General features: G+C 68.0%; 27 protein-coding genes and 4 pseudogenes. 21 read left to right on the forward strand and 10 right to left on the reverse strand.

The features are described from left to right. The first annotated feature begins 513 nt into the window (after positions 1-513). Together OHT57_RS46475 and OHT57_RS46480 are read left to right on the forward strand one after the other, a co-directional pair. The gene (locus tag OHT57_RS46475) at positions 514-1,470 is read left to right on the forward strand and encodes an alpha/beta fold hydrolase (protein WP_328753011.1); all 957 of its coding nucleotides are present in this window, start codon (positions 514-516) and stop codon (positions 1,468-1,470) included. Positions 1,471-1,590: 120 nt separating this feature from the next. After that, positions 1,591-1,860 carry a hypothetical protein gene (locus OHT57_RS46480; protein WP_328753012.1) on the forward strand — a complete coding sequence of 90 codons (270 nt, stop codon included), beginning with the start codon at positions 1,591-1,593 and terminating at the stop codon, positions 1,858-1,860. A 299-nt stretch (positions 1,861-2,159) separates the two neighbouring features. Here OHT57_RS46480 and OHT57_RS46485 read toward each other — a convergent pair whose 3' ends face one another. Beyond that, entirely contained in the window at positions 2,160-2,363 is a 204-nt protein-coding gene (locus OHT57_RS46485; protein ID WP_328753013.1) for an IS3 family transposase, read from the reverse strand. Positions 2,364-2,453: 90 nt separating this feature from the next. On the opposite strand from OHT57_RS46485, the gene OHT57_RS46490 reads away from it, so the two are divergent. From OHT57_RS46490 to OHT57_RS46500, 3 genes are all read left to right on the forward strand, one after another. Beyond that, the gene (locus tag OHT57_RS46490; protein WP_328753014.1) at positions 2,454-4,361 is read left to right on the forward strand and encodes a PAS domain S-box protein; all 1,908 of its coding nucleotides are present in this window, start codon (positions 2,454-2,456) and stop codon (positions 4,359-4,361) included. A 335-nt stretch (positions 4,362-4,696) separates the two neighbouring features. Further along, a complete protein-coding gene (locus OHT57_RS46495) occupies positions 4,697-4,963 on the forward strand; it encodes a hypothetical protein (protein WP_328753015.1) in 267 nt (88 codons plus the stop codon). 52 nt (positions 4,964-5,015) lie between these two features. Then, a complete protein-coding gene (locus OHT57_RS46500; RefSeq protein ID WP_328753016.1) occupies positions 5,016-5,849 on the forward strand; it encodes a transposase family protein in 834 nt (277 codons plus the stop codon). Positions 5,850-5,958: 109 nt separating this feature from the next. Here the strand turns inward: OHT57_RS46500 and OHT57_RS46505 are convergent, their stop codons facing one another. Together OHT57_RS46505 and OHT57_RS46510 are read right to left on the reverse strand one after the other, a co-directional pair. Continuing rightward, a complete protein-coding gene (locus OHT57_RS46505; protein WP_328753017.1) occupies positions 5,959-6,297 on the reverse strand; it encodes a hypothetical protein in 339 nt (112 codons plus the stop codon). Between the two features lie 9 nt (positions 6,298-6,306). After that, positions 6,307-6,750: a VOC family protein gene (locus OHT57_RS46510; protein ID WP_328753018.1), complete on the reverse strand. Its 444-nt coding sequence runs from the start codon at positions 6,748-6,750 to the stop codon at positions 6,307-6,309. Between the two features lie 88 nt (positions 6,751-6,838). Between OHT57_RS46510 and OHT57_RS46515 the strand changes: the two genes are divergently transcribed. The 5 genes and pseudogenes from OHT57_RS46515 to OHT57_RS46535 all read left to right on the forward strand — a co-directional run bounded on the left by OHT57_RS46515 (position 6,839) and on the right by OHT57_RS46535 (position 8,613). Beyond that, positions 6,839-7,288, forward strand: coding sequence for a winged helix-turn-helix transcriptional regulator (locus tag OHT57_RS46515; protein ID WP_328753019.1), 450 nt, complete (start codon positions 6,839-6,841; stop codon positions 7,286-7,288). Beyond that, a complete protein-coding gene (locus tag OHT57_RS46520) occupies positions 7,288-7,443 on the forward strand; it encodes a hypothetical protein (RefSeq protein WP_328753020.1) in 156 nt (51 codons plus the stop codon). The genes OHT57_RS46515 and OHT57_RS46520 overlap by 1 nt, the downstream gene beginning before the upstream one ends. Beyond that, a pseudogene (locus OHT57_RS47660) lies at positions 7,407-7,511 on the forward strand (hypothetical protein); the annotation flags it as partial. The gene OHT57_RS46520 and the pseudogene OHT57_RS47660, both read left to right, overlap by 37 nt. Positions 7,512-7,584: 73 nt before the next feature. Beyond that, on the forward strand, positions 7,585-7,722 hold the full coding sequence (locus OHT57_RS46525) for a hypothetical protein (RefSeq protein WP_328753553.1): 138 nt from the start codon (positions 7,585-7,587) through the stop codon (positions 7,720-7,722). A gap of 516 nt (positions 7,723-8,238) precedes the next feature. Continuing rightward, entirely contained in the window at positions 8,239-8,613 is a 375-nt protein-coding gene (locus OHT57_RS46535) for a hypothetical protein (protein ID WP_328753021.1), read from the forward strand. Positions 8,614-8,846: 233 nt separating this feature from the next. Here the strand turns inward: OHT57_RS46535 and OHT57_RS46540 are convergent. The 3 genes and pseudogenes from OHT57_RS46540 to OHT57_RS46550 form a co-directional block, all read right to left on the reverse strand. Further along, positions 8,847-9,086: pseudogene (locus OHT57_RS46540) on the reverse strand (hypothetical protein); the annotation flags it as partial. Between the two features lie 7 nt (positions 9,087-9,093). After that, positions 9,094-9,402, reverse strand: coding sequence for a hypothetical protein (locus OHT57_RS46545; protein ID WP_328753022.1), 309 nt, complete (start codon positions 9,400-9,402; stop codon positions 9,094-9,096). Between the two features lie 864 nt (positions 9,403-10,266). Then, positions 10,267-12,258, reverse strand: a complete 1,992-nt coding sequence (locus OHT57_RS46550; protein ID WP_328753023.1) for a hypothetical protein — start codon at positions 12,256-12,258, stop codon at positions 10,267-10,269. A gap of 56 nt (positions 12,259-12,314) precedes the next feature. Here OHT57_RS46550 and OHT57_RS46555 point away from each other — a divergent pair, with 56 nt between their 5' ends. Beyond that, positions 12,315-12,686 carry a zinc ribbon domain-containing protein gene (locus OHT57_RS46555; RefSeq protein WP_443053579.1) on the forward strand — a complete coding sequence of 124 codons (372 nt, stop codon included), beginning with the start codon at positions 12,315-12,317 and terminating at the stop codon, positions 12,684-12,686. Between the two features lie 127 nt (positions 12,687-12,813). Here OHT57_RS46555 and OHT57_RS46560 read toward each other — a convergent pair whose 3' ends face one another. Next, positions 12,814-13,098, reverse strand: a complete 285-nt coding sequence (locus OHT57_RS46560) for an STAS domain-containing protein (RefSeq protein ID WP_443053580.1) — start codon at positions 13,096-13,098, stop codon at positions 12,814-12,816. A gap of 238 nt (positions 13,099-13,336) precedes the next feature. Between OHT57_RS46560 and OHT57_RS46565 the strand changes: the two genes are divergently transcribed. From OHT57_RS46565 to OHT57_RS46595, 7 genes are all read left to right on the forward strand, one after another. Further along, the gene (locus OHT57_RS46565) at positions 13,337-14,527 is read left to right on the forward strand and encodes an IS110 family transposase (RefSeq protein WP_328743927.1); all 1,191 of its coding nucleotides are present in this window, start codon (positions 13,337-13,339) and stop codon (positions 14,525-14,527) included. 330 nt (positions 14,528-14,857) lie between these two features. After that, positions 14,858-15,955: a zinc-dependent alcohol dehydrogenase family protein gene (locus OHT57_RS46570; protein WP_328753024.1), complete on the forward strand. Its 1,098-nt coding sequence runs from the start codon at positions 14,858-14,860 to the stop codon at positions 15,953-15,955. Then, on the forward strand, positions 15,948-16,697 hold the full coding sequence (locus tag OHT57_RS46575; RefSeq protein WP_328753025.1) for a helix-turn-helix domain-containing protein: 750 nt from the start codon (positions 15,948-15,950) through the stop codon (positions 16,695-16,697). The genes OHT57_RS46570 and OHT57_RS46575 overlap by 8 nt, the downstream gene beginning before the upstream one ends. Before the next feature lie 40 nt (positions 16,698-16,737). Continuing rightward, positions 16,738-17,184 (forward strand): pyridoxamine 5'-phosphate oxidase family protein, encoded by a 447-nt coding sequence (locus OHT57_RS46580; RefSeq protein ID WP_328753026.1) that lies wholly within the window; start codon positions 16,738-16,740, stop codon positions 17,182-17,184. A gap of 612 nt (positions 17,185-17,796) precedes the next feature. Next, positions 17,797-19,047 (forward strand): IS256 family transposase, encoded by a 1,251-nt coding sequence (locus tag OHT57_RS46585; protein ID WP_328753027.1) that lies wholly within the window; start codon positions 17,797-17,799, stop codon positions 19,045-19,047. Then, entirely contained in the window at positions 19,044-19,511 is a 468-nt protein-coding gene (locus OHT57_RS46590; protein WP_328753029.1) for a hypothetical protein, read from the forward strand. The genes OHT57_RS46585 and OHT57_RS46590 overlap by 4 nt, the downstream gene beginning before the upstream one ends. A gap of 20 nt (positions 19,512-19,531) precedes the next feature. Further along, positions 19,532-20,074 (forward strand): DUF4238 domain-containing protein, encoded by a 543-nt coding sequence (locus tag OHT57_RS46595; protein WP_328753030.1) that lies wholly within the window; start codon positions 19,532-19,534, stop codon positions 20,072-20,074. A 195-nt stretch (positions 20,075-20,269) separates the two neighbouring features. Here the strand turns inward: OHT57_RS46595 and OHT57_RS46600 are convergent, their stop codons facing one another. Further along, entirely contained in the window at positions 20,270-21,067 is a 798-nt protein-coding gene (locus OHT57_RS46600; protein ID WP_328753031.1) for an alpha/beta fold hydrolase, read from the reverse strand. Positions 21,068-21,103: 36 nt separating this feature from the next. On the opposite strand from OHT57_RS46600, the gene OHT57_RS46605 reads away from it, so the two are divergent. After that, on the forward strand, positions 21,104-21,727 hold the full coding sequence (locus OHT57_RS46605) for a TetR/AcrR family transcriptional regulator (protein WP_328753032.1): 624 nt from the start codon (positions 21,104-21,106) through the stop codon (positions 21,725-21,727). A gap of 10 nt (positions 21,728-21,737) precedes the next feature. Here OHT57_RS46605 and OHT57_RS46610 read toward each other — a convergent pair. Both OHT57_RS46610 and OHT57_RS47665 read right to left on the reverse strand, forming a co-directional pair. Beyond that, positions 21,738-22,199, reverse strand: a pseudogene (locus OHT57_RS46610) (transposase); the annotation flags it as partial. Between the two features lie 13 nt (positions 22,200-22,212). Further along, positions 22,213-22,611: pseudogene (locus OHT57_RS47665) on the reverse strand (ISAzo13 family transposase); the annotation flags it as partial. Between OHT57_RS47665 and OHT57_RS46620 the strand changes: the two are divergent. Together OHT57_RS46620 and OHT57_RS46625 are read left to right on the forward strand one after the other, a co-directional pair. Then, positions 22,599-23,072 (forward strand): hypothetical protein, encoded by a 474-nt coding sequence (locus tag OHT57_RS46620; protein ID WP_328753034.1) that lies wholly within the window; start codon positions 22,599-22,601, stop codon positions 23,070-23,072. The pseudogene OHT57_RS47665 and the gene OHT57_RS46620 sit on opposite strands and share 13 nt — an antisense overlap. Before the next feature lie 207 nt (positions 23,073-23,279). Then, a complete protein-coding gene (locus OHT57_RS46625) occupies positions 23,280-23,624 on the forward strand; it encodes a DnaB-like helicase C-terminal domain-containing protein (protein ID WP_328753529.1) in 345 nt (114 codons plus the stop codon). Positions 23,625-23,640 lie beyond the last annotated feature (16 nt).

The raw sequence follows: 23,640 nt of genomic DNA on the forward strand, positions 1-23,640 counted from the left end.
GCTCGCGATGACCGATCTGGCCTTCGTCGCCACCACGATTTCGCGTCGGTGTCCGCCGCGGCCTCGCTGCGGTCGTCACGGCAGGCGGCCCAGGCCAGGCAGGCGCCGGCACGGCGGGGCCAGCGCGACCAGCGTGGCGGACAGTCGAACCCCCTCAAACTGCCTGGAAGCCACAACGCCAGCGCCACCGTCGCCACTTGCAGGACTGTGCAGATGATGGCTGCCCGGCGGATCCGCGATCGTTGCACCGGGCGCATGGTCGCCAGCCCGCCCCGTGACAGCCAGACGATCGTCACCTTCGGTGCCGGATCGTGACCGGACGTCGCATACCCAGCGCCGTACACAGACACAAAGGACGACCGTCCCTACTGCTGGAGGGCACCGCCCCTCACGTCCAGAACCGGGCCCGAGGGTCCGCGCCCCCTACCCACGGCTGGATCGCCACCCCGAGGACATCCCCGCCGGGACCACCGCGCCGCGATGTCGATGCACGCTCTGCAGCACACGTACGGGGTGACCTGGCAGACGGTCCGCAAGGCACCGGCGCTCCTGATTTCCCTCCGAGCGATGACTTTGCAAAGCCAGGCAGGTCCAAGTGGTCGAACACCAAGGCATCGCACTGCGCCAGGAGGAATTTTGACAGCCGATTCGACCGACATCGTCACGGCCCACACCCTTGAGGTCCCCGGCGCGCGCCTGCACTACGAGGTGCGCGGCCAGGGCCCCCTCATTGTGCTCGTCGGTGCCCCGATGGACGCCAGCGCCTTCGCACCGCTGGCCGACGTGCTCGCCGCTGATCACAGCGTGCTCACTACCGACCCGCGGGGCATCAACCGCAGCAAACTCGATGATCCCGACCAGGAATCCACCCCGCTCCTGCGCGCCGACGACCTCTCCCGGCTCCTGGCGCACCTGGACGCCGGCCCGGCCGCGGTTCTGGGCTCCAGCGGCGGCGCCGTCAGCGCACTGGCCCTGACCCAATCTCATCCCGACCAGGTCCACACCGTCATCGCACACGAGCCCCCACTGGCCGAGCTGCTCGCCGATCGTCAGGAGCTCCATGCCCAGACCGACGACATCATTGCCACCTACCTCACGGGTGATCTCATCGGCGCCTGGACCATGTTCATGATCCAGGCCAACATAACCCTGCCCACGGGCGCGATCGAGGCGATGTTCGGCGGGGTACGCGATCCGCAACACGTCGCGGACGAACACCGCTGGTTCGCCCACGAACTGCGGGCCACCACGCACTGGCAGCCCGACCTGACTGCTCTACGCTCGGCCGGCACCCGCATCGTGGTCGGCATCGGCGACGACTCAGCCGAACAGCAATGCGACCGCACTTCCCAGGCGCTCGCCCAGGCCCTTGGCATCGAGCCGACATCCTTCCCCGGCGGTCACACCGGCTTCGTCGAGAATCCCGACGCCTTCGCCACCCGCTTGCGCGACGTCCTGCGCCAAAACTGACCCCTGAAACGGCACCCCTGAGGGCGGTGTGCCAAAGCACCGTAGCTGTCACCGGCGGAGTCGGACGGCGCTGCCAGCTGGCCGTGGGTCGGCGACTGGGAGAGGGTCACCACCGACCTCATGCAGCTCGTCCGTGCAGGGCAGTGTGACGCTCTCAGCCTCGGCTTGCCCGAGATCGGGCGTGCCCTCGTCTGCTCGGGCCCGGACTCCGGCGTGCGTGCCCTCGATGTCGCCCACGCCGACCAGTCCAACACCTACGGGCCGAAAGAACATGCCGCAGTTCTGGCCGAGGTCGCCATGCTCCTCGCCTGCTTCGTCGCCGAGCGGGACTTTTGGCCGGGCGATGGCCTGCTGCCCCCGCTCGTGCGCCACAGGACTGAACGTCCGTAGCGCGAGGGCCGCTTACGGTCAGAGCATGGACCTCGTCAGCATCGCGTACCCGCGCTTCTGCATCAGCTTGAGTTTTTACCTGTGTGCGGGAGCTCCTCGGCATGCCGGGGCTGAAACTGGCCGGTCGGTTGTCCTCACGGCAGACCGCCACGTGAGCGGAAGCGGGTTCGGGAACACCAGGAAGGCGAAGGCCCGCCCTGCTGGTGTTGCGTAACCTCTGGGGCGCTCAGCGTGAATCGCCCCGGTTCGAATAGAGACTCCGGACTGCCCCGAGTCGAGTGGAGCCGAGTTGCTTGGTTTCAGGCTACTGGCGCGGTGCGGAGTTCGTACTCCACCGGGCTGAGCATGCCCAGCGCGGAGTGTCTGCGCTGTCGGTTATGGAAGATTTCCAGGTACTCGAAGAGCGCGGTGGACAGCTCCAGGCGGGTCCGCCACCGTCTGCGGTTGAGTAGTTCGACCTGGACCCGCGCCCGTTCCGGCCAGGAAATGTCACGAAAGGACACTTCACTACAAGGCGCCCGCCCTCGCTGCAGTCGATGCTGAGATATGCCATGGAACCAGGCATGCGGGAGAGGCACCCCAACATGATCCCTATGGCCGAGGAACCGTTTCGCGCCCTGCTGGAAGCGGCCCCCGACGCGATGGTCATCGTGGACGACGCAGGCGTCATCCGCCTGGTCAATGCCCAGACCGAAGCCTTGTTCGGTCATCCCCGCAACGAATTGCTCGGCCGCCCCATCGAGATGCTGGTCCCGGAGCGTTTCCGCGCTCAGCACCCCGGTCACCGTCTGGGCTACTCCGCAAACCAGCAGGTTCGTCCGATGGGCGCCAACCTGGACCTGTACGGGCTGCGCCGCGACGGAGGCGAGTTCCCGGTCGAGATCAGCATCAGCCCGCTGCAGACCCCCGACGGACTGTTGATCTCCGCCGCCGTACGGGACGTCAGCGAACGCAAGGCCGCCGAAGCGCGTTTTCGTGCCCTGTTGGAAGCCGCCCCCGACGCCATCGTCATCGTGGACGACACCGGAACCATCCAGCTGGTCAACGCACAGACCGAGGCCCTGTTCGGCTACCGACGGGAAGAACTCCTGGGACAGCAGGTGGAGATCCTGGTCCCCCAGCGGTTCCACCATCACCACCCCGCCCACAGGCACGGCTATGTCGACAACCGACGGGTACGCCCCATGGGCGCCGGACTGGAGCTGTACGGGTTGCGCCAGAACGGGGTCGAGTTCCCCGTCGAGATCAGCCTTAGCCCGCTGGATACCCCGGAGGGCACACTGGTCTCCGCCGCCATCCGTGACGTCACCGAACGCAAGAAGGCCGAAGCTCAGCTCGCCGAACTCTACGATCAGCAGCGCCACGTTGCCCTGACGCTCCAGCGCAGCCTGATGGGCTCACCCATCCCCCTGCCCGGCATGGACACCTCCAGCCGCTATTTCCCCGCCCGGCAGGGACCCGGCGTGGGCGGGGACTGGTTCGACCTGATCGCCCTGGGCGGCGGCCGCATGGGAGTACTGATCGGCGACGTCATGGGCCGCGGCCTGGAAGCCGCCGCCGTCATGGGCCAGCTGCGCTCGGCCTCCCATGCCCTGGCGAAGACTGGCATGCCGCCCTGGCAGCTGATGCGGGCCCTGGACGCGGTCGTCAGTGAACTGCCCGACCAACTCGTCACCTGCTGCTACCTGGTCCTGGACCCCGACGAGAGCGCCTTGACCGTGTGCTCGGCCGGTCATCTGCCAGTGCTGGTGGTGGATCCCACCGGACAGGTTCGCAGGCTCCCGGTCAGTGTCAGTGTGCCGCTGGGCGTCGGCGACATACCACACCAGGAGACCCGGATCACCGTCCCGCCATCCTCAGTGCTGGCCCTCTACACCGACGGCCTGGTGGAAACCCCCACCAGCGACATCGAACTGCAGATCGACGCACTCGCCATCGCTCTCGAAAAAGCCGTTGCCGATACCGCCTGTCTAGAGCGGGCCGCCGACTCCGTTCTCACCGCCCTGCTGCCCGACCCCCAGGACTACAGCGACGACGTGACCCTGCTCCTGGCCCGCATCCCGCCCGCTCCGGTGACCGCCGTGTCCGCACTCCTGCCGGCGCAGCCCATCAGCGTGCGGGAAGGACGCCAATTCCTGCGCCGCACCCTGCAGGACTGGAACTGCGAGCCCCTCACCGACACGGCATGCCTGCTGGCCTCCGAGCTGCTGTCCAACTCGGTGCGCCACGCCTGCGACCCCCTGCGGCTGCGCCTGCGACGCACCAGGGACGAACTCCACATCGAAGTCTGCGACGGCAGCCCGGTGCTGCCCCGCGCCAGGACCGCGGGCCTCGACGAGGAGTCGGGCCGTGGACTGGCCCTGCTCGACCAACTCGCCTCCACCTGGGGCACCCTGCTCGCCGAGGAAGGCAAAGCCGTGTGGTTCTCACTCCCCCTGCCCAGTTCGCCCCATCGCCAAGGCGAGAGCACGCCGGCAGACGCGAGCGGTGCTCCGGAGTAACCCTTCCTGCCCCAGACAGCTACCCGGACCTGCTCTGTCGGCCGCCGAATCCGGAGAAGTGAGCGGCCGTCGCCGAGCCCCGGCCGTGGCAGCGGCAGGAGTCTCAGCCTCCACCCCGCCTCACGGGATGCCCCCGACTCGGACTCCGATCGGGACGGGCAGTCCACCCACGACAGCCAGGTCCTGCCCGGCATCCTCACCCGTCTTGCCCGCCCCCTCGCCATCGACCTGCGCCGCCCCTGGGAACGCGCCGTCCCCTCGAACAGGCTCACCCCTGCCCGGGGCCGCTGAGGGTTCCGACACCTGCGGACCAAGATCTCAACGCCAGTCGGAGTGTGCAGGTCGCGGGCCGGTCGGTGCTGAAGGTGCCGCACCGCAGCGAGGTGGTGGATGCGGCCGCGCTGCCCGCCGACTACCAGCGGATGCTTGAAATCGTGAAGGCAGGGGGCGGGCCGGTGATGGTCAAGGCGGTCGGCGCCGAGCTGGGGATCGACGCCTCGGTGCCGGGCCGGCTGGAGCCGTTGCGCGGCAAGCTGTCGAAGCTGGCCGATCGTGGCTGGCTACACAAATTGCCGAACGGCATCTTCACCACCCGGCTGTGATCCGCGGCCCGCAGGCCGTAACGGGCGGGCCCCCGGCCCGGGTTGATGATGTATGCCTACAAAAACCGTCCCGGCCGGGGACCACAGCGAGGTTGTCCACCAGGGCCGGCTGCCGCTGTCCACGCAGACCCTGCGCTACCTGACCGGGCTGCTGAGCGCCCACTTGAAGAAGTTCGGCTCCCGGTGGCGCAAGCTGCCGGCCGGGCGGATCGCGGTGCTCGTGCTGGCCGCGTTGCGGCATGACCAGCGCCTGTCCGACCTCGCCGGCGGCAACGACCTCTCGCGCACCACCCTCGACCGGTGGCTGAAGGAGATGACCGAGCTGCTGGCCGCCCGGGCCCCCAGACTTCAGCGCGTGCGGGCGAGAATCGCCCGGGAGGGTGGCAGTGTCGTCCTTCTCGACGGCTCGCTGATACCCACCCAGCGCCGCACCGGCCTGCCCATGAGACGCCGCTGGTCCGCGAAGCACAAGCGGCACGGGCTGCTGGTCATCGCGCTGACCGACGTCAAGGGGCGGCTGTTGTGGACCTCCACCGCCCGCCCGGCCCGCGGCTCGGAGATCACCGCCTGCCGCCACGACGACCTGGTCGGCCGGCTGCGCGAGGCCGGCCTCGCCGCCATCGCCGACCTCGGCTTCGTCGGCCTGGACGACGACGCCGGCGACCCGGCAGCCATCACCGGCTACAAGAAGCCAAAGGGCAAGCAGTTCCTGCCCGCGAAGAAGCTGGTCAACCAACTGATCGCCGCGGAACGGGCAGTGTGTGAGCACGCGTTCGCGCACCTGAAGAACTGGCGCGTGCTGACCAAGCTCCGCCTCGACGTGAAGCGGGCCACCCGGCTCGTCCGGGCACTGATGATCCTCAACCAGCACGAGATCGCCCGCTGACCGACGATCTTCACACCAGACAGGTCCCGCCGACCAGCACGAGCACGCCATCACCCGCCCACGCCACCACCAGGATCGGGTAGGGGCTGATTGCCCTGGCCGGGATCGTTCAGGCGGGGAGGGCGTCTCCGGGGAAGCCGTGGCACGGGTGGACCTCGCAGCGCATCATTCCAGCTCGCACGCAGGGGTCGCCGGCCATGATCTGCGTGGCTTCCTCGGTCGGCACGGTCATGATCGCGATGCCGGCCATGGTGTCGGAGGCGACCGGGCACAGGATCGCGATCACTCCCTCAGCGCGCAGCGACACCATGCGTCGCTGATGCTCGAGTTCGATCGCGTCCGCACCGTCCATGGTCCGCTCCGGTCCCCATCGAAGGAGCGCCACGCTATAGGGCTTCGCGGTCGCGGCCAGAGCCCGAATCTGTTCGTCAGTCACGTGCGCGCTCATGGGGCCTCCCTACTTCTCGATGTGCTCGGCCAACGAGACGATGATTCCTTCGGGCCCGCGGACGTAGGCCATCCGCCACACGCCCTCGTATTCGCCGATGCCTCCCACCATGCCGTAGCCGTCGGCTGCGGCATGGTCGACCGCGGCTTGGAGGTCGTGCACCTCGAAGGCGACGTTGCGCAGGCCCAGCTCGTTGGCCGGCGCAGCAGGTGAACCCGGGAGGTGGTTCGGCCGGGTGAAGCTCGACAACTCCAGCGTCGTACCTCCGCCGGGCGCCCGCAGCATGACGATCTCGGTGCGGGCGTCCGTCATGCCGATCACCGTGTCCAGGAACTCGCCTTCGACGGCCATCTTCCGATCGGCCTCCAGACCGAGGCTGACGAAGAACGCAGTCGCTGCGTCAAGGTCGGCGACGGTGATGCCGACGTGGTCGAAGCGCCTGATGAGTGTCATCGGATCCCTTTCGAGGTTTCTTCAAGAGACGCTGAGGAACGTAGCACTCTGGGTTCCTTAAAGGAACCCCACTTGTTAGATTGCTTCCATGCAGCGAACGAGGTTCGGGGAGATGACGTGTTCCATCGCGCGTACGTTGGACGTGATCGGCGAGCCATGGTCGCCGCTGATCCTGCGCGACGTGTGGGGTGGGGTGTGCCGCTTCGACCACATCCAGGCTGACCTAGGGATTTCCCGCAAGGTACTCACCGAACGGCTCAACCACCTGGTCGAACAGGGTGTGCTCGAGCGGCTGCCCTACGACGCCCGCCCCCGCTACGAGTACCACCTCACCGCCAAGGGCGCCGACCTCGTCGAGATGCTCATGGTGATGGCGCGGTGGGGTGACCGCTGGCTCGCCGGCGAGGCCGGGCCTCCCGTCCTGTACCGCCACCATGCCTGCGGGCAGATCGGCCACGTCGACCCGCGCTGCAGTCATTGCGGAGAGCCGATGCACGCCGACGACGTCGACCTCCTCCCTGGCCCGGGTTCAGCCTGATGGCCAAAGGCCGTGACGCCGGCTTCCAGGTCGTGACCTTCGATCGGAGCTCGTTCACGCACGACGAGAAGCAGGTCGACGCCGCGCTGAGCACCACGATGATGGAAGACTCCTTCAAATGCATCAAGGCGTCCAACGGCGAGCGGCGGTGTTGACCGCTGGGGACGGAGATTTCCTGCCGACGATCCAGTCGTTGCAGGACCGTGGCCTACAGGTGAGGGCCGAGTCCCGGTCCCACGCGGTCAGCCGACGTTTGCGCGACGCGGCCAACGAGTTCATCGAAGCTGATCGCGTCCGTGCGCGCGGTCTGCGAGCACGTGTGCGCGCACCTGAGGAACTGGCGCATCATCACCAAGCTCCGCCTGCACGCGCGTCACGCAACCGCACTCCTGCGCGCCCTGCTCGTGCTGACCAACATCGAAGTCGCACGCTGACAGACGATCTTCGCCGCAGACAGCCGCCCACGACCAGCATGAGCATCCCGGAGACCGTTCACACCAGCCCCTTGATCTGCGACTTCAGGATGAACAGAGCTCAGTCGTCGCCAGCAGATGATGCCGCAGGCCAGGCTGAGGAAGGCTCCGTGGATGTCGTCCCCGCGGATCTACCAGCGGATGCGCAGTCCGCGGAACCAGTGCAGCAGTGCAAAGCTCTGCTCGGCAACTCAGCGGTGCACGCCCAGTCCGGAACCGTGTTCGACGCCGCGCCGCGCGATGACCGGGGTGATTCCCAGGGCTCGCACCTTCCCTGAGTTCGCGCATTGCGACGCGTCCAAGGTGACCGTTTCGATCAGCATCGAAAGGGTGGCAGCCGTGTGAGGAGGCGACCATGGTGGTGAGCAACATTCGTGCGGTCTACGCGGGTGTCGACAGAGCCGACCGTGCCTTGCTCTGCCCTCCGGATTGATCCGGTGTCTCCGAGACTGCAGGCAATCTCCAGCAGGGGGAAACATGCGCAAGGCGATGAGTGCCGCCGCGTTCGCGACCGCGGCCATGGCAGTGGTGTCGATGAGCGGCGCCGCCCAGGCCGCGCCCGCCGGCGACTCCACGGTGTATGGATGCAGGTCCGGCAACGTGTGTATCTGGCCCGAGGGCGTCGAACCCTTCAACGACCCGCATCCGACAGTCCAGTACTCCAGCTACGGCTACCACAACCTGAGCAACCAGTACGGGGACCATTGGGTCCTCAACAACCAGTACGGTGACGCCACCGCCAACCTGTGCAAGAACTACGGCGGCACCAACTGCGTCGAGATCCTCTTTCAGGACGATTGGGGGTACGAGAACCTCACGCCGATCAACTCCATCACCCTTAACCGGCCGTAGCGCACCCTTCGCCACGGGGGAGCGGCCGCCGGGCCGGCCTACACCGGTCCCGTTATCGCAACCCAGGTGAACTTATGTGCGCGCGATGCTGTGTATCCGAGAGGGAACTTTCCCTCCTCCGCCCTTGCGTGCCTCACGCTGGGTGAACGGGTGCGTGGTGCGGTGCGCACGCCGCACCACGATGCGCACCGCCTGTGGGGAGTGAAGTTTCGCCAACTCGAAGTCCCAAGTCCGGCTTCCTCTTCGAGGGCTTCCTCCCAGGCGTCGATCCGGGCGCACAGTTCTACTGGCAGGAGGCCGGCGAACGGGTAGATGACCACCTGCTCCGGGTGCAGCACACAGGGCTCGGGCACGAAGCCGTCGGACCCGACGACCAGCGGCTGCGGCGGCGTGGTCAGCACCTCGCCGACCTCCCACGACCGCCGCCAGCGCAGGTGCAGCTCCAGGTCGTACCGGCTGCCCGGACCGTGCGCGTCGAGTTCACGCGGCAGGGAGGTGACGGAGTAGTAGAAACCGAATCATTTTCCACGCCTGCGAGGTGAGAATGGCGAAGATCGACGCGCACTCCAGGCCCAGCATCGAGTCGGGGAACAGAACGATGAACCCAGTCACCGCCACGGTCAGGAAGCCCAGCACGGGTACTGACTGCAGGATGTCGAGGGCGGGGATCAGGAGCCGCTCCAGGCGACGGCTCTTCGCCGCGGCATAGGCATAACCGAAGGTGAACAGGACCGACAGGGCCAGCGAGGCGAACATCCGCAGCAGCGAACGCGCCGCGTCGTACGGCACTGGGTCGGGTCGGTGTCGACGCGGACATTCTGGTGGGTGCTGAAGGAGAAGGCGGTGCCCTGACCCACGCGCAGCACCACGTGAAGCAGAACAAGCACGGCAGCAGCGACCGCCGCATCCACCCAGGAGACCTGCGACAAACGCCCGGGCAGTCGCGCAACCGGAGACATACGCCTCGACGGCGACGTCTCAAGGGCTTTGGTGTCCGTACGGAACGACATCGCGCAAAACCTCCGCCCACACTCTGGGCACACCGACATCGCCCGGCCGAGGCAGATGCGCCGTCGGCAGGGCTGGGTCACCCACACAGCATGGGAAAGACAGGTACGAGTTGAAGAGGGGTGTGAGCCTGGGGAGCCATCGCCGCCTCATCGCAAGCGGGCTACGTCCGGCGCGGGAGAATCAGGGCCGACGGCCCGGAGGTACGAAAGTCAGCCAGTACCCGGAAGGCAGCGTGGGCTAGGAGGTTCGGCACCCATGGCTGCCTCCGATCCGCGAAGTGACTGTGCCCCGCCGTGCGCTCTCGGCATACGCGGAACCCGACCCCATGAGCGTGCCCATTGTTGCGTCATTACTCAAATAGGCGGTGGCTGTCGCGTGTGGCAGCCATCAGCGGGTGTCCGACCATCTCGCGGCCGGAGGCCAAGGACGGGCGGAATGTGCCGATGCCACTGAACTTGGCTTGCTGAACGCAGCGCTCGCTGCGACCCGCAGGTGAGCCGTCATCGAGGCCCGGGCTGTTGGCCGGGCCTCCTGGCATCGACCTGGCACACCCGCGGCCAGGGCGGGGTTACGGGTGTGATCATCGCCCCCGGCTACGGCATGGCCGTAGCCCAGGCTCGGCCCAACTGCGCGCTTCTTTCGTCAACGCCGGGCGACAGGGACGAGGCCGCGGAGCTGCCCGCCCGTCGACAGGTCCGCTCGCAGAGTGACGTTCGGATGCGGGGGAGCGGGCACGAACAGGGTCCGGCCCTGTCGATGGGCGGAGACGGCGCCGTCGAGCGTGAGCGCGGTGACGGCGCGGCTGCCGGCCGCCAGGACGTACCACTTGCCCTTCGGTGACCGCCAGCCGGTGGCGGCCGCCACGTGCTGGCCGAAGCGGGTGCACACCGCGGACGACCGCTCGCGGGAGACGACCCGTGCGGCCTCGTCCGGCTCGTCCCCGGACGTCCGCAGAGTCACCACCGCTTCGCCCGGGCCGCGCCAGCTGCTGGTGCGGGCGCAGGTCCACACGGCGTGGCCGCCTCCGTCCGGCAGGTCCTGTTCGGCGAAGTCCCAGGCGTTGACGGCGCGGACACCGGTGTCGCGGAGCTCTCCGAGAGCGCAGGCATGACGGGACCAGGCCAGCAGTGCGGCGGGGCCGGTCGCTTCCCGGGGCTGGCGTGCGGGTGGTGAGCCGTGTCCGGGCAGCGGGGTGTAGGTGAGGTGGACCGGGGTCAGGTCGCCCACCCCGGCGAGCAGGAACGCGTGGTGTTCGGCGATCCTTTCCGAGGACCGCAGTTGAAGGACTGGTCCGCTGTCGCAGCCCCCGGCCCGGGGCAGCACCGGAACGGTGCGCGTGACGCCCTCGCCCGACACGTCCAGTGGACGCGCCAGGGTGTCGGGTCGCAGCAGGTCCCGGGTCTGTGTCTGCGCGATCCACGGGGCGATCAGGTAACGCACGCCCGTGCGGTCGAAGGTGAGGGCCACGGCCGCCGAGGTCGTCACGTCGGCATCGTCGACGCGTGCCACGGTCAGAGACCTCGGCACACCAGGAGTGCGGCCCGAGGACACCGGCTCGCTGTAACGGGCCAGCCGCTGACCGTCGTAGAAGAGGACCACGGCCTGTCGCTGTACGTTCCCCGCGTAGAGGAGCTGCGGTGCCGCGGTGGGCGGGACGGTGGATGTGGCGCGCGACGCGGTGACGTGTGTGCCATGTGGTGGCCGCGCCCAGGTGTTCAGAGCACGGTCGAGCAGGTCTTGGTCCTGGATGCGGGAACCGCGCGCGGGCCAGGCCGTGAAGTCGACGCGCGAGGTGTTGTCCCACAGGCCGGCCGGGACGCGGCTGAGATCGGTGGCCCGCAGAACGGGATCGGTGGTGCCGGACGGGAGGAGGGGCCGCGACGAGTCCTCTTGCGGCGTGCTCATCATCGCCGTCACCGCCGCCACCGCGGCCAGGAGGGCCAAAACCGCCACGCCCCCGGCACGCGTCCTCCGACGGCGCCGCAGCAGGTCGGTGGGGCTGGCCTGAAGGGCGCAGGCGTCGAACTCCTGAAGTACCGACGGCCCTGGTAGCGCCTGCGCCGCGACAACGCGGGCCTCCCGAAGGGCCGTTGCGGTGTCGTCCACGCCGGCCTCGGCGAGCACGTCGGCAGTGGCGTCGTCGGGCATGCCGTGCAGACGGAGCACGAAGGCGGCCCGGGCGGGCGCGGACAGTTCCGCCAGCGCCTGGGTGAAGGCCAGTTCGTCCACGCTGCCCGAACGCGGGAACAACCGCAGTCCCAGCACCAGCGGCAGACGGGGAAGCAGGGCGCGCGGCGGGGCCAGCCGGGCCGGCCACCCGGCAGGCCGCCGGCCGTGGGCCAGGGCGTCTTGCACCACGGTCACGAGGTAGGAGCGTTCCAGGGCCGCCCGCTCCTGGTTCTCCAGGCGCGGCGGAGGAACGGCCGGAGTGACGCGTGCCGGGCGAGCGGCGCGCAGGGCCCGCTGGACAACGGAGTGCGCGACAAGGACGCGGCGGTGCCGGCCGAGGGAGACGGGCAGCACGACATGTGCCAGGCGGACCAGATCGCCGTAATGCTCGATCAGGGTCCTTTCGGTCTCCAGGATTCCGTCTCTGGAGTGCTCGGCCGGGTTCCGAAGGGAGCGAAGGCTCATGGAGCGGGCGGCTTTCGTCGAGGGACGCGCGGGGATACCCCTCGTCAAACGAGTGAATGACCTTCAGGTCACTCGGGTGGCGGTACCGCCCGCGTGCACGCCCCTCCTGGCCGGCGCGGTGTCAGCCTTCCGGTAGGGGACCGCCGCGCGCGGCCCAGGTCAACAGGGTTCGGGCGTCCCGGAGGGCGGCCTCGTCCAGAGCGTGGTCGTACCCCGTCCTCCCCAGCCGTTGCACGAGCCGTTCCTCGCACTCGTCGCGCAGGACGTGCGACTGCGGCACGACCCACGACCGGGACGTGAACGCAGCGAAGAACCTGCTGGCCGCCGGACGGGCGGTGTCGGCCTGTGGAGCCGGTGCAAGACCTCAACGGAGTTCTCCGGACGGGCAGTCGGCGAAGAAGCAGGAAGCCTCACGGCGCGAGCCGTAGGAATCCCCTCCCTTTAGGGAGGGGAGCGTCAAAACGAAGGTGTCAGCCAGGAATGCGGGGTCGCATGGGCCGAACAGGGCCTGGCTGGTGCCCGATCGGCACTGCGTCCCGGGCCTGGACGGGCCGTTCAGCCCGCTGTGGCGGAGGCGCCGCCGGACTCCGGCCTGGCGGCCAGGGCGTTCGACAGCCGTGCGTGGATCTCGAAGACATCGCTGAGCTGGGCGTGGCGCAGGATCCGCAGGAAACCCGCCCCGCCGGTGACGAGCCGGAGCCGTCCGCCCCGGGCCGCGGTCCGGTTCTGTGCCCGGCACAGGACGCCCAGCCCGGCGCAGTCGATGAACGACAGGGCACGCAGGTCCAGTACGAGATCGGGGCAGGAGGCGGCGGTCAGCATGTCCAGGCGCGCGGACAACGGCTGTCCTACCTTTCAAGGCGTGGGTCTGATCTGATCGTTCGTAGGATCAGAGGGGCCCGGGGGCTCCGGGTATGGCTGTAAAGGCTGAGCCGACAGATGGCTTACGGGACTTGGCCGCCCAGAGCCCCGCGACGACTCGACCGCTGATTGGGAGACGCGACTCGATCGCTGCTGTAGGACAACGTCGGCGAGGTCGTCTGCGGGATCAATGTCAGACGAACTGGCGGAGGGGCATATGTCCGAGATCTGGGCCGGGGTGGACATCGGCAAGACGCATCATCACACCGTGGTGATCAATGCAGAGGGCGAGCGGTTGCTGTCCCGCCGGACCCTGAACGACGAGAGTGAGCTGCTGGCGCTGATCGGCGAAGTGCTGGCGATATCCGACGATGCGCTTTGGGCCGTCGATCTCAACCACGGGGGCGCCGCCCTGCTGATCGGCCTGCTCATCGCCCACGACCAGCCAGTCGCCTACCTCACCGGCCTGGCGGTTCACCGAGCCTCGGCCACCTATCGGGGCGAGGGGAAGACCGACGCGAAAGACGCCTTCGTCATCGCCGACCAGGCCCGCGTCCGCCGGGACCTGGGACTGCTCAGGCCCGGGGAAGAGATCGCTGTCGACCTGCGCACCCTGACCACCCGGCGCCTTGACGTGGTCTTCGACCGCACCCGGCAGATCAACCGCCTCCGGGCCCAACTGCTGGAGATATTCCCTGCGTTGGAACGGGCGCTGGACTTGACCAACAAGGGTCCTGCGATCCTTCTGACCGGCTACCAGACGCCGTCAGCGATCCGCCGCGCAGGCGCGAAGCGGATCGAGACCTGGCTGAAGAACCGCAAGGTCAAAGGTGCCGCCGCACTCGCTCACATCGCCGTGGAAGCCGCCCGGGCCCAGCACACCACGCTGCCCGGCGAGAAACTGGCCGCCGCGATGGTGGCCCGCCTCGCGAAGGCGGTGCTGGCCCTCGACGAGGAGGTCGCGGAACTCGACGCCCTGGTCGAGGCCCGGTTTTGCGAACATCCCCACGCCGAGGTGATCCGCAGCCTGCCCGGTATGGGGCCCAGGCTCGGCGCCGAGTTCATCGCCGCGACGGGTGGCGACATGGATGCCTTCGGCAGTGCCGACCGCCTGGCCGGCTTCGCCGGCCTGGCCCCGCAGCCCCGCGACTCCGGCCGCGTAAGCGGCAACCTGCGCAGACCCCGCCGCTACCACCGCGGCCTGCTGCGGGCCATGTACTTGTCGGCGATGGCCAGCCTCAAGTCCTGCCCCGCCTCCAAGACGTACTACCAGCGAAAGCGGAGCGAAGGAAAGGGGCACAAGCAGGCTCTCCTCGCCCTCGCACGTCGACGCATCAACGTTCTGTGGGCGATGATCCGCGACAGCGAGTGCTATCACTCCTCACTTCCCACCACAGAAGCGGCTTGACATAAGCATTGGGAAGTCCCGTGAGGAGGTCGATCTCGCCGCGCAGTGCCATGACGGTCGTCCCGGCGATCACACGTTCCGAGGAGTGCAGGGCGGCGGTGGTGTGGATCTCGGTCATGGTGCGAGCCAACCGGCCAGGTGGTCCCGCCCGGAAGGGCCGACCAGCCCCGTCCACCTGTTCGACCTGGGCCGTTCGGCCCAGCCCGTGACTGCTCGGTCGTGACGATCCCGTTCGTCCGGCTGATGAGGGCCGACCGGCCCAAGCCAGGACAGACGGACCCGGACAGGCTGGACTTGCGGGGGCAGTCGACCGAATGGGGAAGGAACGTCATGAAGGGCTTCGTCTTCCACGGGCCGGGACAGTCCTCCTGGGACACCGTCCCAGATCCCGGCATCAAGGACGCCACCGACGTGATCGTGCGCGTCGACGCCGTCACCATCTGCGGAACCGATCTTCACATCCTCAAGGGCGACGTGCCCGAGGTGCGCCCCGGCACCGTCCTCGGCCACGAGGCGGTCGGAGAGGTCGTCGAAGCGGGCTCCGACGTGCGTACCGTACGGCCCGGGGACCGGGTCCTGGTCTCCTGCATCACCGCCTGCGGGCGCTGCGCCTACTGCCGCAAGGCCATGTACGGCCAGTGCCGCGGAGGCGGCGGCTGGATCCTCGGCCACCTCGTCGACGGAACCCAGGCCGAGTACGTGCGCGTCCCGCACGCCGACCTCTCCGTCCACCCGCTGCCCAGCACACTGGACGCCAAGGACGCCGTCCTGCTGGCGGACATCTTCCCCACCGGCTACGAGGTGGGTGTACTCAACGGACAGGTGCGCCCCGGCGACACCGTCGCCGTCGTCGGAGCGGGTCCGGTCGGACTGGCGGCGATCGCCACCGCCCGGCTGTTCTCGCCCGAGCGCGTCGTCGCCGTGGACCTGGCCCCCGCCCGGCTGGACGCGGCGAAGAGGTTCGGCGCCGACGCGGTCGTGGACGCCCGCGAGACCCCCGAGCAGCTGATCGCCGACCTCACCGACGGGCTCGGTGCCGACGTCGTCATCGAGGCGGTCGGCGTGCCGGAGACCTTCGAACTGTGCACCCGCATGGTGCGCCCCGGCGGCCATGTCGCCAACGTAGGCGTGCACGGCAAGCCCGCAACCCTGCACCTCGAAGACCTGTGGATCAAGAACATCACCATCACCACCGGCCTGGTCGACACCCACTCCACCCCCACCCTGCTGCGCATGGCCGCCGCCGGCAGGCTGCCCACCGGCGAGCTGGTCACCCACACCTTCCCGCTGGACCACATGGAGGAGGCGTACGAGGTCTTCGCCAAGGCGGCCGACACCGGCGCCCTCAAGGTCGTGCTCGGCGGGACCCGGCACGAGGAAGTCGCCGTCCCGGCGGCAGGACGAAAGGAAGTGACCAGCCATGCCTGACCCGTTCCCGCTGAACGTGACAGATGGTTCACCCGCGGGTGACCTCGGACGCCGGATCGCCGTACGGCGCACGGCACTTGACCTCTCCCGGGAGGAGACGGCCGACCAGGCCGGCGTGGCGGCGAGCTACCTCCAGTACCTGGAGGAGTTTCCCGGTGCAGCTCCGGGCCGGAGCGTTCTGCTCCGGCTCGCCGAGGTCCTGCGTACCACCGTGACCGACCTCGCCGGAGGCGACAGCGACCGGACGCCCGGCCAGGGACGAGCCGGCTCCGACCCCGAGTTCACCGAACTGACCGTCCAGGAGTGCCGCGAGCTGCTGTCGACGCACGGGGTGGGCAGGGTCGCGATCCCCACCGTCTCGGGACCCGTCATCGTCCCCGTCAACTACAGCGTGGTCGACGGCGCGATCGTGTACCGGACCGCTCCCGGTGCGATGCCGTCCCGGGCGGCGGGCTGCCAGGTGACCTTCGAGATCGACCGTATCGACGACGCGTTCAGCGAAGGCTGGAGTGTTCTGGCGCTCGGCCGGGCACGGACCGTGACCGACGCGGACGACGCACGGCGTCTGACGGAACACGCGTTCAGCACGCCGTGGGCCGGCGGCCCACGCGAGGAGTGGGTCCGTATCGACGCGCTGAGCCTCACCGGGCGCCGGATCGCGACGCGGCGAGGGACCGTCTCCGGCCCGAGCGGGACCGATGGCCTCTCACCCTCGGACCCCGCGCGGCGCAGGCTGGCCTGACACCGCGCAACCCCGCACCAGGCGACAGACGGGCTGGCTGATGTATCCCAACGACGGTTTCCGCGAACTGGAACGACACGAGTGCCTATGCCTGCTGGCCAAGGTGCCCGTCGGCCGTATCGTGCACACCCGCCAGGCCCTGCCCGCCGTACTGCCGGTCAACTTCCGTCTGGACGACGACGGCGCGGTGCTGCTGTGCACCTCGGCGGCCTCGGAGCTGGTGCGGGCGATCGACGGCTCGGTGGTCGCCTTCGAGGCCGACGAGGTCGACGCCGTCGCGCACTCCGGCTGGAGCGTCGTCGTCACCGGGTCGGCCACCGTGGTGACCGACCCGGCCGAACATGAACGCCTCGTCCGAACCGGCCCGACCTCCTGGGTGCCCTCGCCCCAGGAAGTCTTCGTCCGGGTCGAGCCCGAGCTGGTGACGGGACGTGAACTCGTCGGCGGGCGCTCGATGTACGGGGTGGATCTCACCGGCGCGACCTGATGAGCGGGGCCGGCTTGCTGTCTGTAAACCCTTAGCCCCGGCGGGGGGTAGTTGGCGCAATCCGACTTGTGGGAACGGCACAACAAACATCACGACAGCACCTTGTCTCCCAGGTCCTGCTCAGACAGTTCACGATGCCTGGGCCGAAGGGCAGCGGTCGGCAGCTACTTCCGTTCGACCTGCTGAACCCGGGGCGCCGGAACAAGCTGAAAGGCACACGAGCATGCGGCTGGGTCGAAAACTTCGTCGCATTCGACTCCGAATCCGCCGAAGAGCTGTGGTGCGCAGTAGAGCGACGCGTCCCGGCAGCGTTGTCCGCCGTACATGCCGGCACCCCCTTCGCCGACCCGCTTCACGTGGATGCCCTTCACGACCTGGTCGTGCTCCACTACGTCCGGTCGTACCACTACCGCCGTGTGCACATCGACGCCTTCACTCGGGCACGCGTGGGCTTGGTCGGCCAACTGGTCAGGAAATAGCCGGCGCAGTTGGGAGCAATGCTCAGGACTTGTGGATCGGCTCCGGGAGGGCATGCAGAGGGCGTACTTCCCGAATGATCCGTAAGGTCTCCGAGTAGGCCCGCGTTGCAGCGCGGGTCGGGAAGGCACGCCCGTGCTCAGCGTAGTCACCGACGACGGCTCCACCCAGTCAGGTTCCCTGATCGACGAGATCATGCGGGAGGGCGCCCGCCGAATGCTTGCCGCCGCGCTGGAAGCGGAAGTCAACCAGTACATAGCCGAGTTGGCGGCCGAGACCGATGAGTACGGACGACGTCTCGTTGTCCGCAATAGCCACCACCGGCCCCGGACGGTGGTCACCGCGGCCGGCCCGGTCGAGGTTAAGGCCCCGCGGGTGAACGACCGCCGCGTCGATGAGGAGACCGGCGAGCGCAAGCGGTTCTCCTCGAAGATCCTGCCGCCGTGGTGCCGCAAGTCCCCGAAGATCTCCGAAGTTCTGCCGCTGCTCTACTTGCATGGCTTGTCGTCCGGCGACTTCGTCCCGGCGCTGGAGCAGTTCCTCGGCGGCACCGCCGGCCTCTCGGCCGCGACCGTGACACGGCTGACCAGGCAGTGGGGCGAGGACCACGCTGTCTTCCAGAATCGGGACCTGTCGGATCGCGACTTCGTCTACGTATGGGCTGACGGCGTGCACCCGAAGGTCCGGCTGGGCCAGGCCCACTCGTGTGTCCTGGTCCTGCTCGGGGTCCGGCTGGACGGCACGAAGGAGCTGATCGCCCTGGCCGAGGGCCTGCGGGAGTCGACCGAGTCGTGGGCCGACCTGCTGCGCGACTGCCGCCGCAGGGGCATGCGCGACCCTGAGCTGGTCATCGGCGACGGTGCCATGGGCCTGTGGCGGGCGCTCGCCGAAGCGTTCCCGGCAGCCAGGCCGCAAAGGTGCTGGGTTCACAAAGCTCGCAACGTCGCGAACTGCCTGCCCAAGTCCGCGCAGCCCGGCGCGACGAAAGCGATGCAGGAGATCTACAACGCCGAGGACCGCACCCACGCAGAGAAGGCGATCGAGGCGTTCGCGAAGACCTACGGGGCGAAGTTCCCGAAGGCCGTCGCGAAGATCACCGAGGACCGGGGCGAACTGCTCGCCTTCTACGAATTCCCAGCCGAGCACTGGATTCACTTGCGGACCACCAACCCCATCGAGTCGACCTTCGCCACGGTCAAGCTCCGTACCAAGGTCACACGCGGCGCGGGCAGCCCGGCGGCCGCCCTCGCGATGGTGTTCAAGCTGGTCGAGTCGGCTCAGGCGCGATGGCGTGCGATCACCGGAGCTCACCTGGTGTCCCTGGTCCGCGCCGGTGCACGATTCGAGAACGGCGTCCTGGTCGAGCGCGAGGAGCAGGTCGCATGAACGTCCACGACATCCTGCAGAATCCGGACGAGCACGTCCGCTTCGCGGCCTACCTCGACAAGCTGGAGCACGTTGCCGAGGCGACCGAGATTGACCTGGTCAGCCGCGTGCTCACCGATGCAGACCTAACGATGGCCCAGTCTGCTGTGCTGCGGCACCTGGACCGTCGAGCCGCCGCCCTCTACCCCGATCCCGCCTACGAGGGATGGGCGCAGGCGATGACCCAGGCCACGATCGACCACCCCTTCCTGGCTCAGCGCCTGCGGGAGTGGTCACTGTTCCGCGCCATCATGCTCAAGCTGCCTTGGCAGCCGGAGAACCTGCTCGCGTCAACCAACTGGCTCCAGCTCAAGACCGCCGTCGGGACGAACACCGAGGCCATCGAGATCCTCGCCGAAGCCGGCCGCACCAAACGGATCCGCAACACCGCCAGAATCAGCCTCAACCACCGCAGCGAGAGCTGAAGTCAGCTCACCCACAACTCTTGACGATTGCTCCGCAGTTGGGCCGCGAGGCGCTGCGCGTAACTGGGCTGCATCTGACCGGCTCGGACTCGCTGGGCGCCTTCGCCGAGCGCCTCATCGACCGGTCCGCGGTCGTCCGAGACCATGAGAGCGGGAAGATCTTCCGCACCAGCATCGAGGACATGTTCCACAAGGTACGGGCCATGGCTTCGACTTGGCGGCTGGAGGTGCTCATGCCCGAGACGGGCCAGTTCCTGATCGGGGACAACCCCGCGGTGACCCTATGCCGGGACGGGACGAACACTTCGTACGGTGTGGCCTTTGGCGACGCCAACACTCTGGTCCTGCCCATCGGTCCGGGGCATCTGCTGGCGCTGGGACCGGAGAACGCCATGGGCACTGTGCCCCGTTCCGTCGTCGACGAGCTCAACACCGTGCAGGTCCACGCAGCCGACCGCTATGTGTACATGCAACACAGGAGCGGCCTGCAGGCGTTCGCCCAGGACGCGGCACAGTGGCGAACCGGCAAGGACGTCACTGAGCACTCGTCAGCTGGTTGTTGAGGGCGCCCCTGAACGGCCTTGGGGGATGGTCGCCGACTCGTACAGTGACAGAAATGCTTCAGGGACAGTCTGTGAGCGAGCAGCGACACGGTGCCTGGTGGGCGCCCGAATCCGAGTTATTGTCAAGACCTGTGGATCGCTCGACGAGTCGCCTGCGGCCCTCGATGGAGAGCGGTGCGTTGGCATGGGTGGCCATCAGATGGCGGCGAGGTTGTTGAGCAGGTGGCCAAGCTCTGCCGGCGCCTGAATGTGGGCCAGATGGCCCTGCCCGGCGAGTTCGTGGACTCCGGCGTGAGCGATGTGCTGCCGCACGTTGTCGAACGACGTTCCGTAGGGGGCTGTTCCGCGGTTGCACTGGCCGATGATCAGGTCGACATGACCTGCCTGTCGCGCCATCACATCCGGAGGCGGCGCTGCGTTGAGCGCGCCGAGTTCGGCGTACAGCGGTCCGCTCAAGCGGCGCAAGATCGCCCAAGCGGAATGATCGGCCCGAAGGTCCTCGACGTGCGCAGCGGAGAAGCCGGAGATCTGCCGATTGACGATCTCGACGCAGCGATCCCAGTCCGCTGTCTCCGTGGCGCTCTTCAGGTCCGGCAGTGCATGGTGTCCGAACGGCTGCATCACCGGCTCGTAGGCGATCACCTGGGGAATCGGGTGTTCGTTGGCGGCCAGCAAGGTGATCAAGCCGCCGTAGCTCCAGCCGAAGAGCGCCCTCGTGCTGTCGAACTCGTCAAGGACCACACCGAGGTCCTCAACCTCTGTCCGTAGTGAGTAAGAGTTGGTCAACGGCCCCGAGGAAGCCCGTCCCCGACGGTTTACGACTACCACTGAGGGCCAGGCGTCGATGGCGCCCGCAACACGGCGCCACGTATGCGCATCGCTCATCACGCCCGGGACGACGACGAGGCCCGGAGCGTCCGGCTCCCCGTACACATCGACCGTGACCCAGCTGTCCCCGCCGACTGCAAGCTTCTTCTGAATCGTTCGCTCCATAAATCTATTATGGAGCGAACGATCTACAATGCAAGCGTGACCGAACGCAACCGTGGACGCCCCCGAGCCTTCGACCGCGACCGTGCGGTCCTTGACGCCGCTCGCCTCTTCTGGCGACGCGGCTACTCCGGCACCTCGACCCGCACCCTGACCGCGGCCCTCGGGCTCTCCACCTCCAGCCTCTACGCCGCCTTCGGCAGCAAGGCCGGACTGTTCGAGGAAGCGGTGCGGACCTACGCCGAGCGTTACCGCGAGATCTACCAGCAGGCTGTCGCCGAGAAGAACATCCAGACGGTCATCGAACGCATCCTCACCGACTCGGTCCACGAGTTCACCCAGCCAAGCGACACGCATCCCGGATGTCTCATCAGCAGCGCCGTGATGACCGACAGCACGAGCACCCTCGATACCAGCGCCTACGTCGCCGAACTGCACAGCTCGAACGAGCAGGCCCTCCTCGTGCGCATCGAACGAGCGATCCAGGACGGGGAACTAGCCGCGGGCACCAACGCAGCGGTCCTGACCGGGCTCATCCAATCCGTCTGGTACGGATTGTCAGTGCGGTCCAACGTCGACACGGCTCGCGAGGACCTGCTCGCGACGGCACAACTTGCTCACCATCTGATCTGCCAACAACTCACGTCCTCACCAACGTCCTGACCCGCAACAGCTAGGCGGCGTGGACTTTGGGACGTTCGACGAGCTCGCCGCGTTCGAAGCGGGCTCCGGCATGGACGAGGGCGACGAGATGGGGCGCGTTCACGGCCCGCCAGCGAGCCTGGGCGGACTCCACGAGCCTGAAGACCATCGCGAGAGCGGCGGCCCGGCTGCCCGCTCCCTTGGTCACCTTCGTCCGCAGCCGCACGGTCGCGAAGGTCGACTCAATCGGGTTTGTGGTCCGCAGATGGATCCAGTGCTCGGCCGGGAAGTCGTAAAACGCCAGCAGCTCGGCCTCGTCATCGACGATCTTCTTGACCGCTTTGGGGAACTTCGCGCCGTACTGCTTGGGGAACGCGGCGACGGCCTTGGCTGCGTGCTCGCGGTCCTCGGCGTTGTAGATGTCCTGGATGGCCCTCTTCGCCGCGGGCTGGGCCGACTTCGGGAGGCTGTCGAGGCAGTTGGCCGTTTTGTGAACCCGTAAAGAATCAACTTGTCGGTGTGTCGGCTTCTTCGTCTGCGGCGGCAAGCAGGTCGGGGGCGGTGCGGTAGCGGGTGGTGGCTGGGGGCGGGAGAAGTCCGCCTTCAATGAGCAGGGGTCGGATCTCGCGGACGAAGTTCCCGATCGAGGACCTGCTCACGTCTCCCAGGGCGTCGGCGAGGACGTCCAGGGTGCACAGTTTCCGCAGGTAGAGGAGGGCAACCACGACACGCTCTTTGTCACCGAGCTTCTGAGGGAAGACGCCACCGCGGCTGCCTGGCTGGCGATCGGCGCCCCGGCGCTGATAGGAGGCCCGTTCGACCTGGGCAGCCTGGCGTGGGCCGAGACGGCGAGTGAGCTCATCGAGTTCTGCGCGGGACATCCCGGTCAGCCGTGGATGGGACAGTCGCCTCGGTCCTCATTGGTGCTGCGCTGTCCCGACGGATCAACGAGCGGTTGGGGATGGGGCGCGCGCTTGTACTGACCCACTCCATGCTCGCTCTCGCGTTTGGGTTGCTGCCGACAGCCATGCTGGGCAGCACGTTTTTCGGGTTCATCGTCGTCGTGGTGTCCCAGGCCATCTCCAACTTCACCATGCCCATCACGAACGTGGCCGTCATGACGCTCATCCAGAAGGCAACGCCATCAGACATGCTGGGGCGGATCACCGGTGCCGCACTGCCGTTCGTATGGGGTGCCAACGCGCTGGGCCCAGTCATGGGCAGCGCCATCGCGGCGGCCACGAGCAACGTGGTGGCGTTCCTCCTCGCTTCTCTGCTCGCCGGGACAGCCGTCGTGTGGATCCTCGTTGGCGCCCTCCACCGACTGACCGACGAAGTGCCGGAGCATCTCCGGGTCAACGCATAGCGCGTGGGCTAGACAGACAGTCGCATCGGGCTGGTCACCGTGATGGTCACGGCGCGTGCTCGGGAAGGCCGTCGCCTTTATACGGGGTGTGGACTGGACGGTCTGCCGTCCGACAGCCGCTCTGTGTGAGCTCACCAATAAGCCTGAGCTGATGACCCACGGCGCCTTCACCGCGATTGTTGACCTGACCGCGGCAAGCACGCTGAGCTGGTCGTCATCGACCGCCTGCAGGTAATGACTGCAGAAGAAGAGGATCAACGCCCGCTGTCGCGCCCCGAGCAGGTGGAGGCGGTGTCGATTGCGCTGAAACAGACGGCCATGAACGAACTGCTGGGGCAGCCACCCATCCTGCTCCTGGCCCGCCTCGAACGCCCGCGCCGCGACGGCCAGCCCCTAGACATCGAGGACCTCGGCATCGCCGCAGAACTGGAATACCACGCCGATTCAGATACTCTCGCCCTCCTCGACCGAACCCGCCCATCCGAAGTCGACATCCTCGTTGCCAAAGACCGCTCGGGGCCCGCCCCTCGACGCCTCACCGTCACCTGGTAGTGCCAGCTCAACGCAG

The organism is Streptomyces sp. NBC_00285, from assembly GCF_036174265.1.
Taxonomy (GTDB): domain Bacteria; phylum Actinomycetota; class Actinomycetes; order Streptomycetales; family Streptomycetaceae; genus Streptomyces.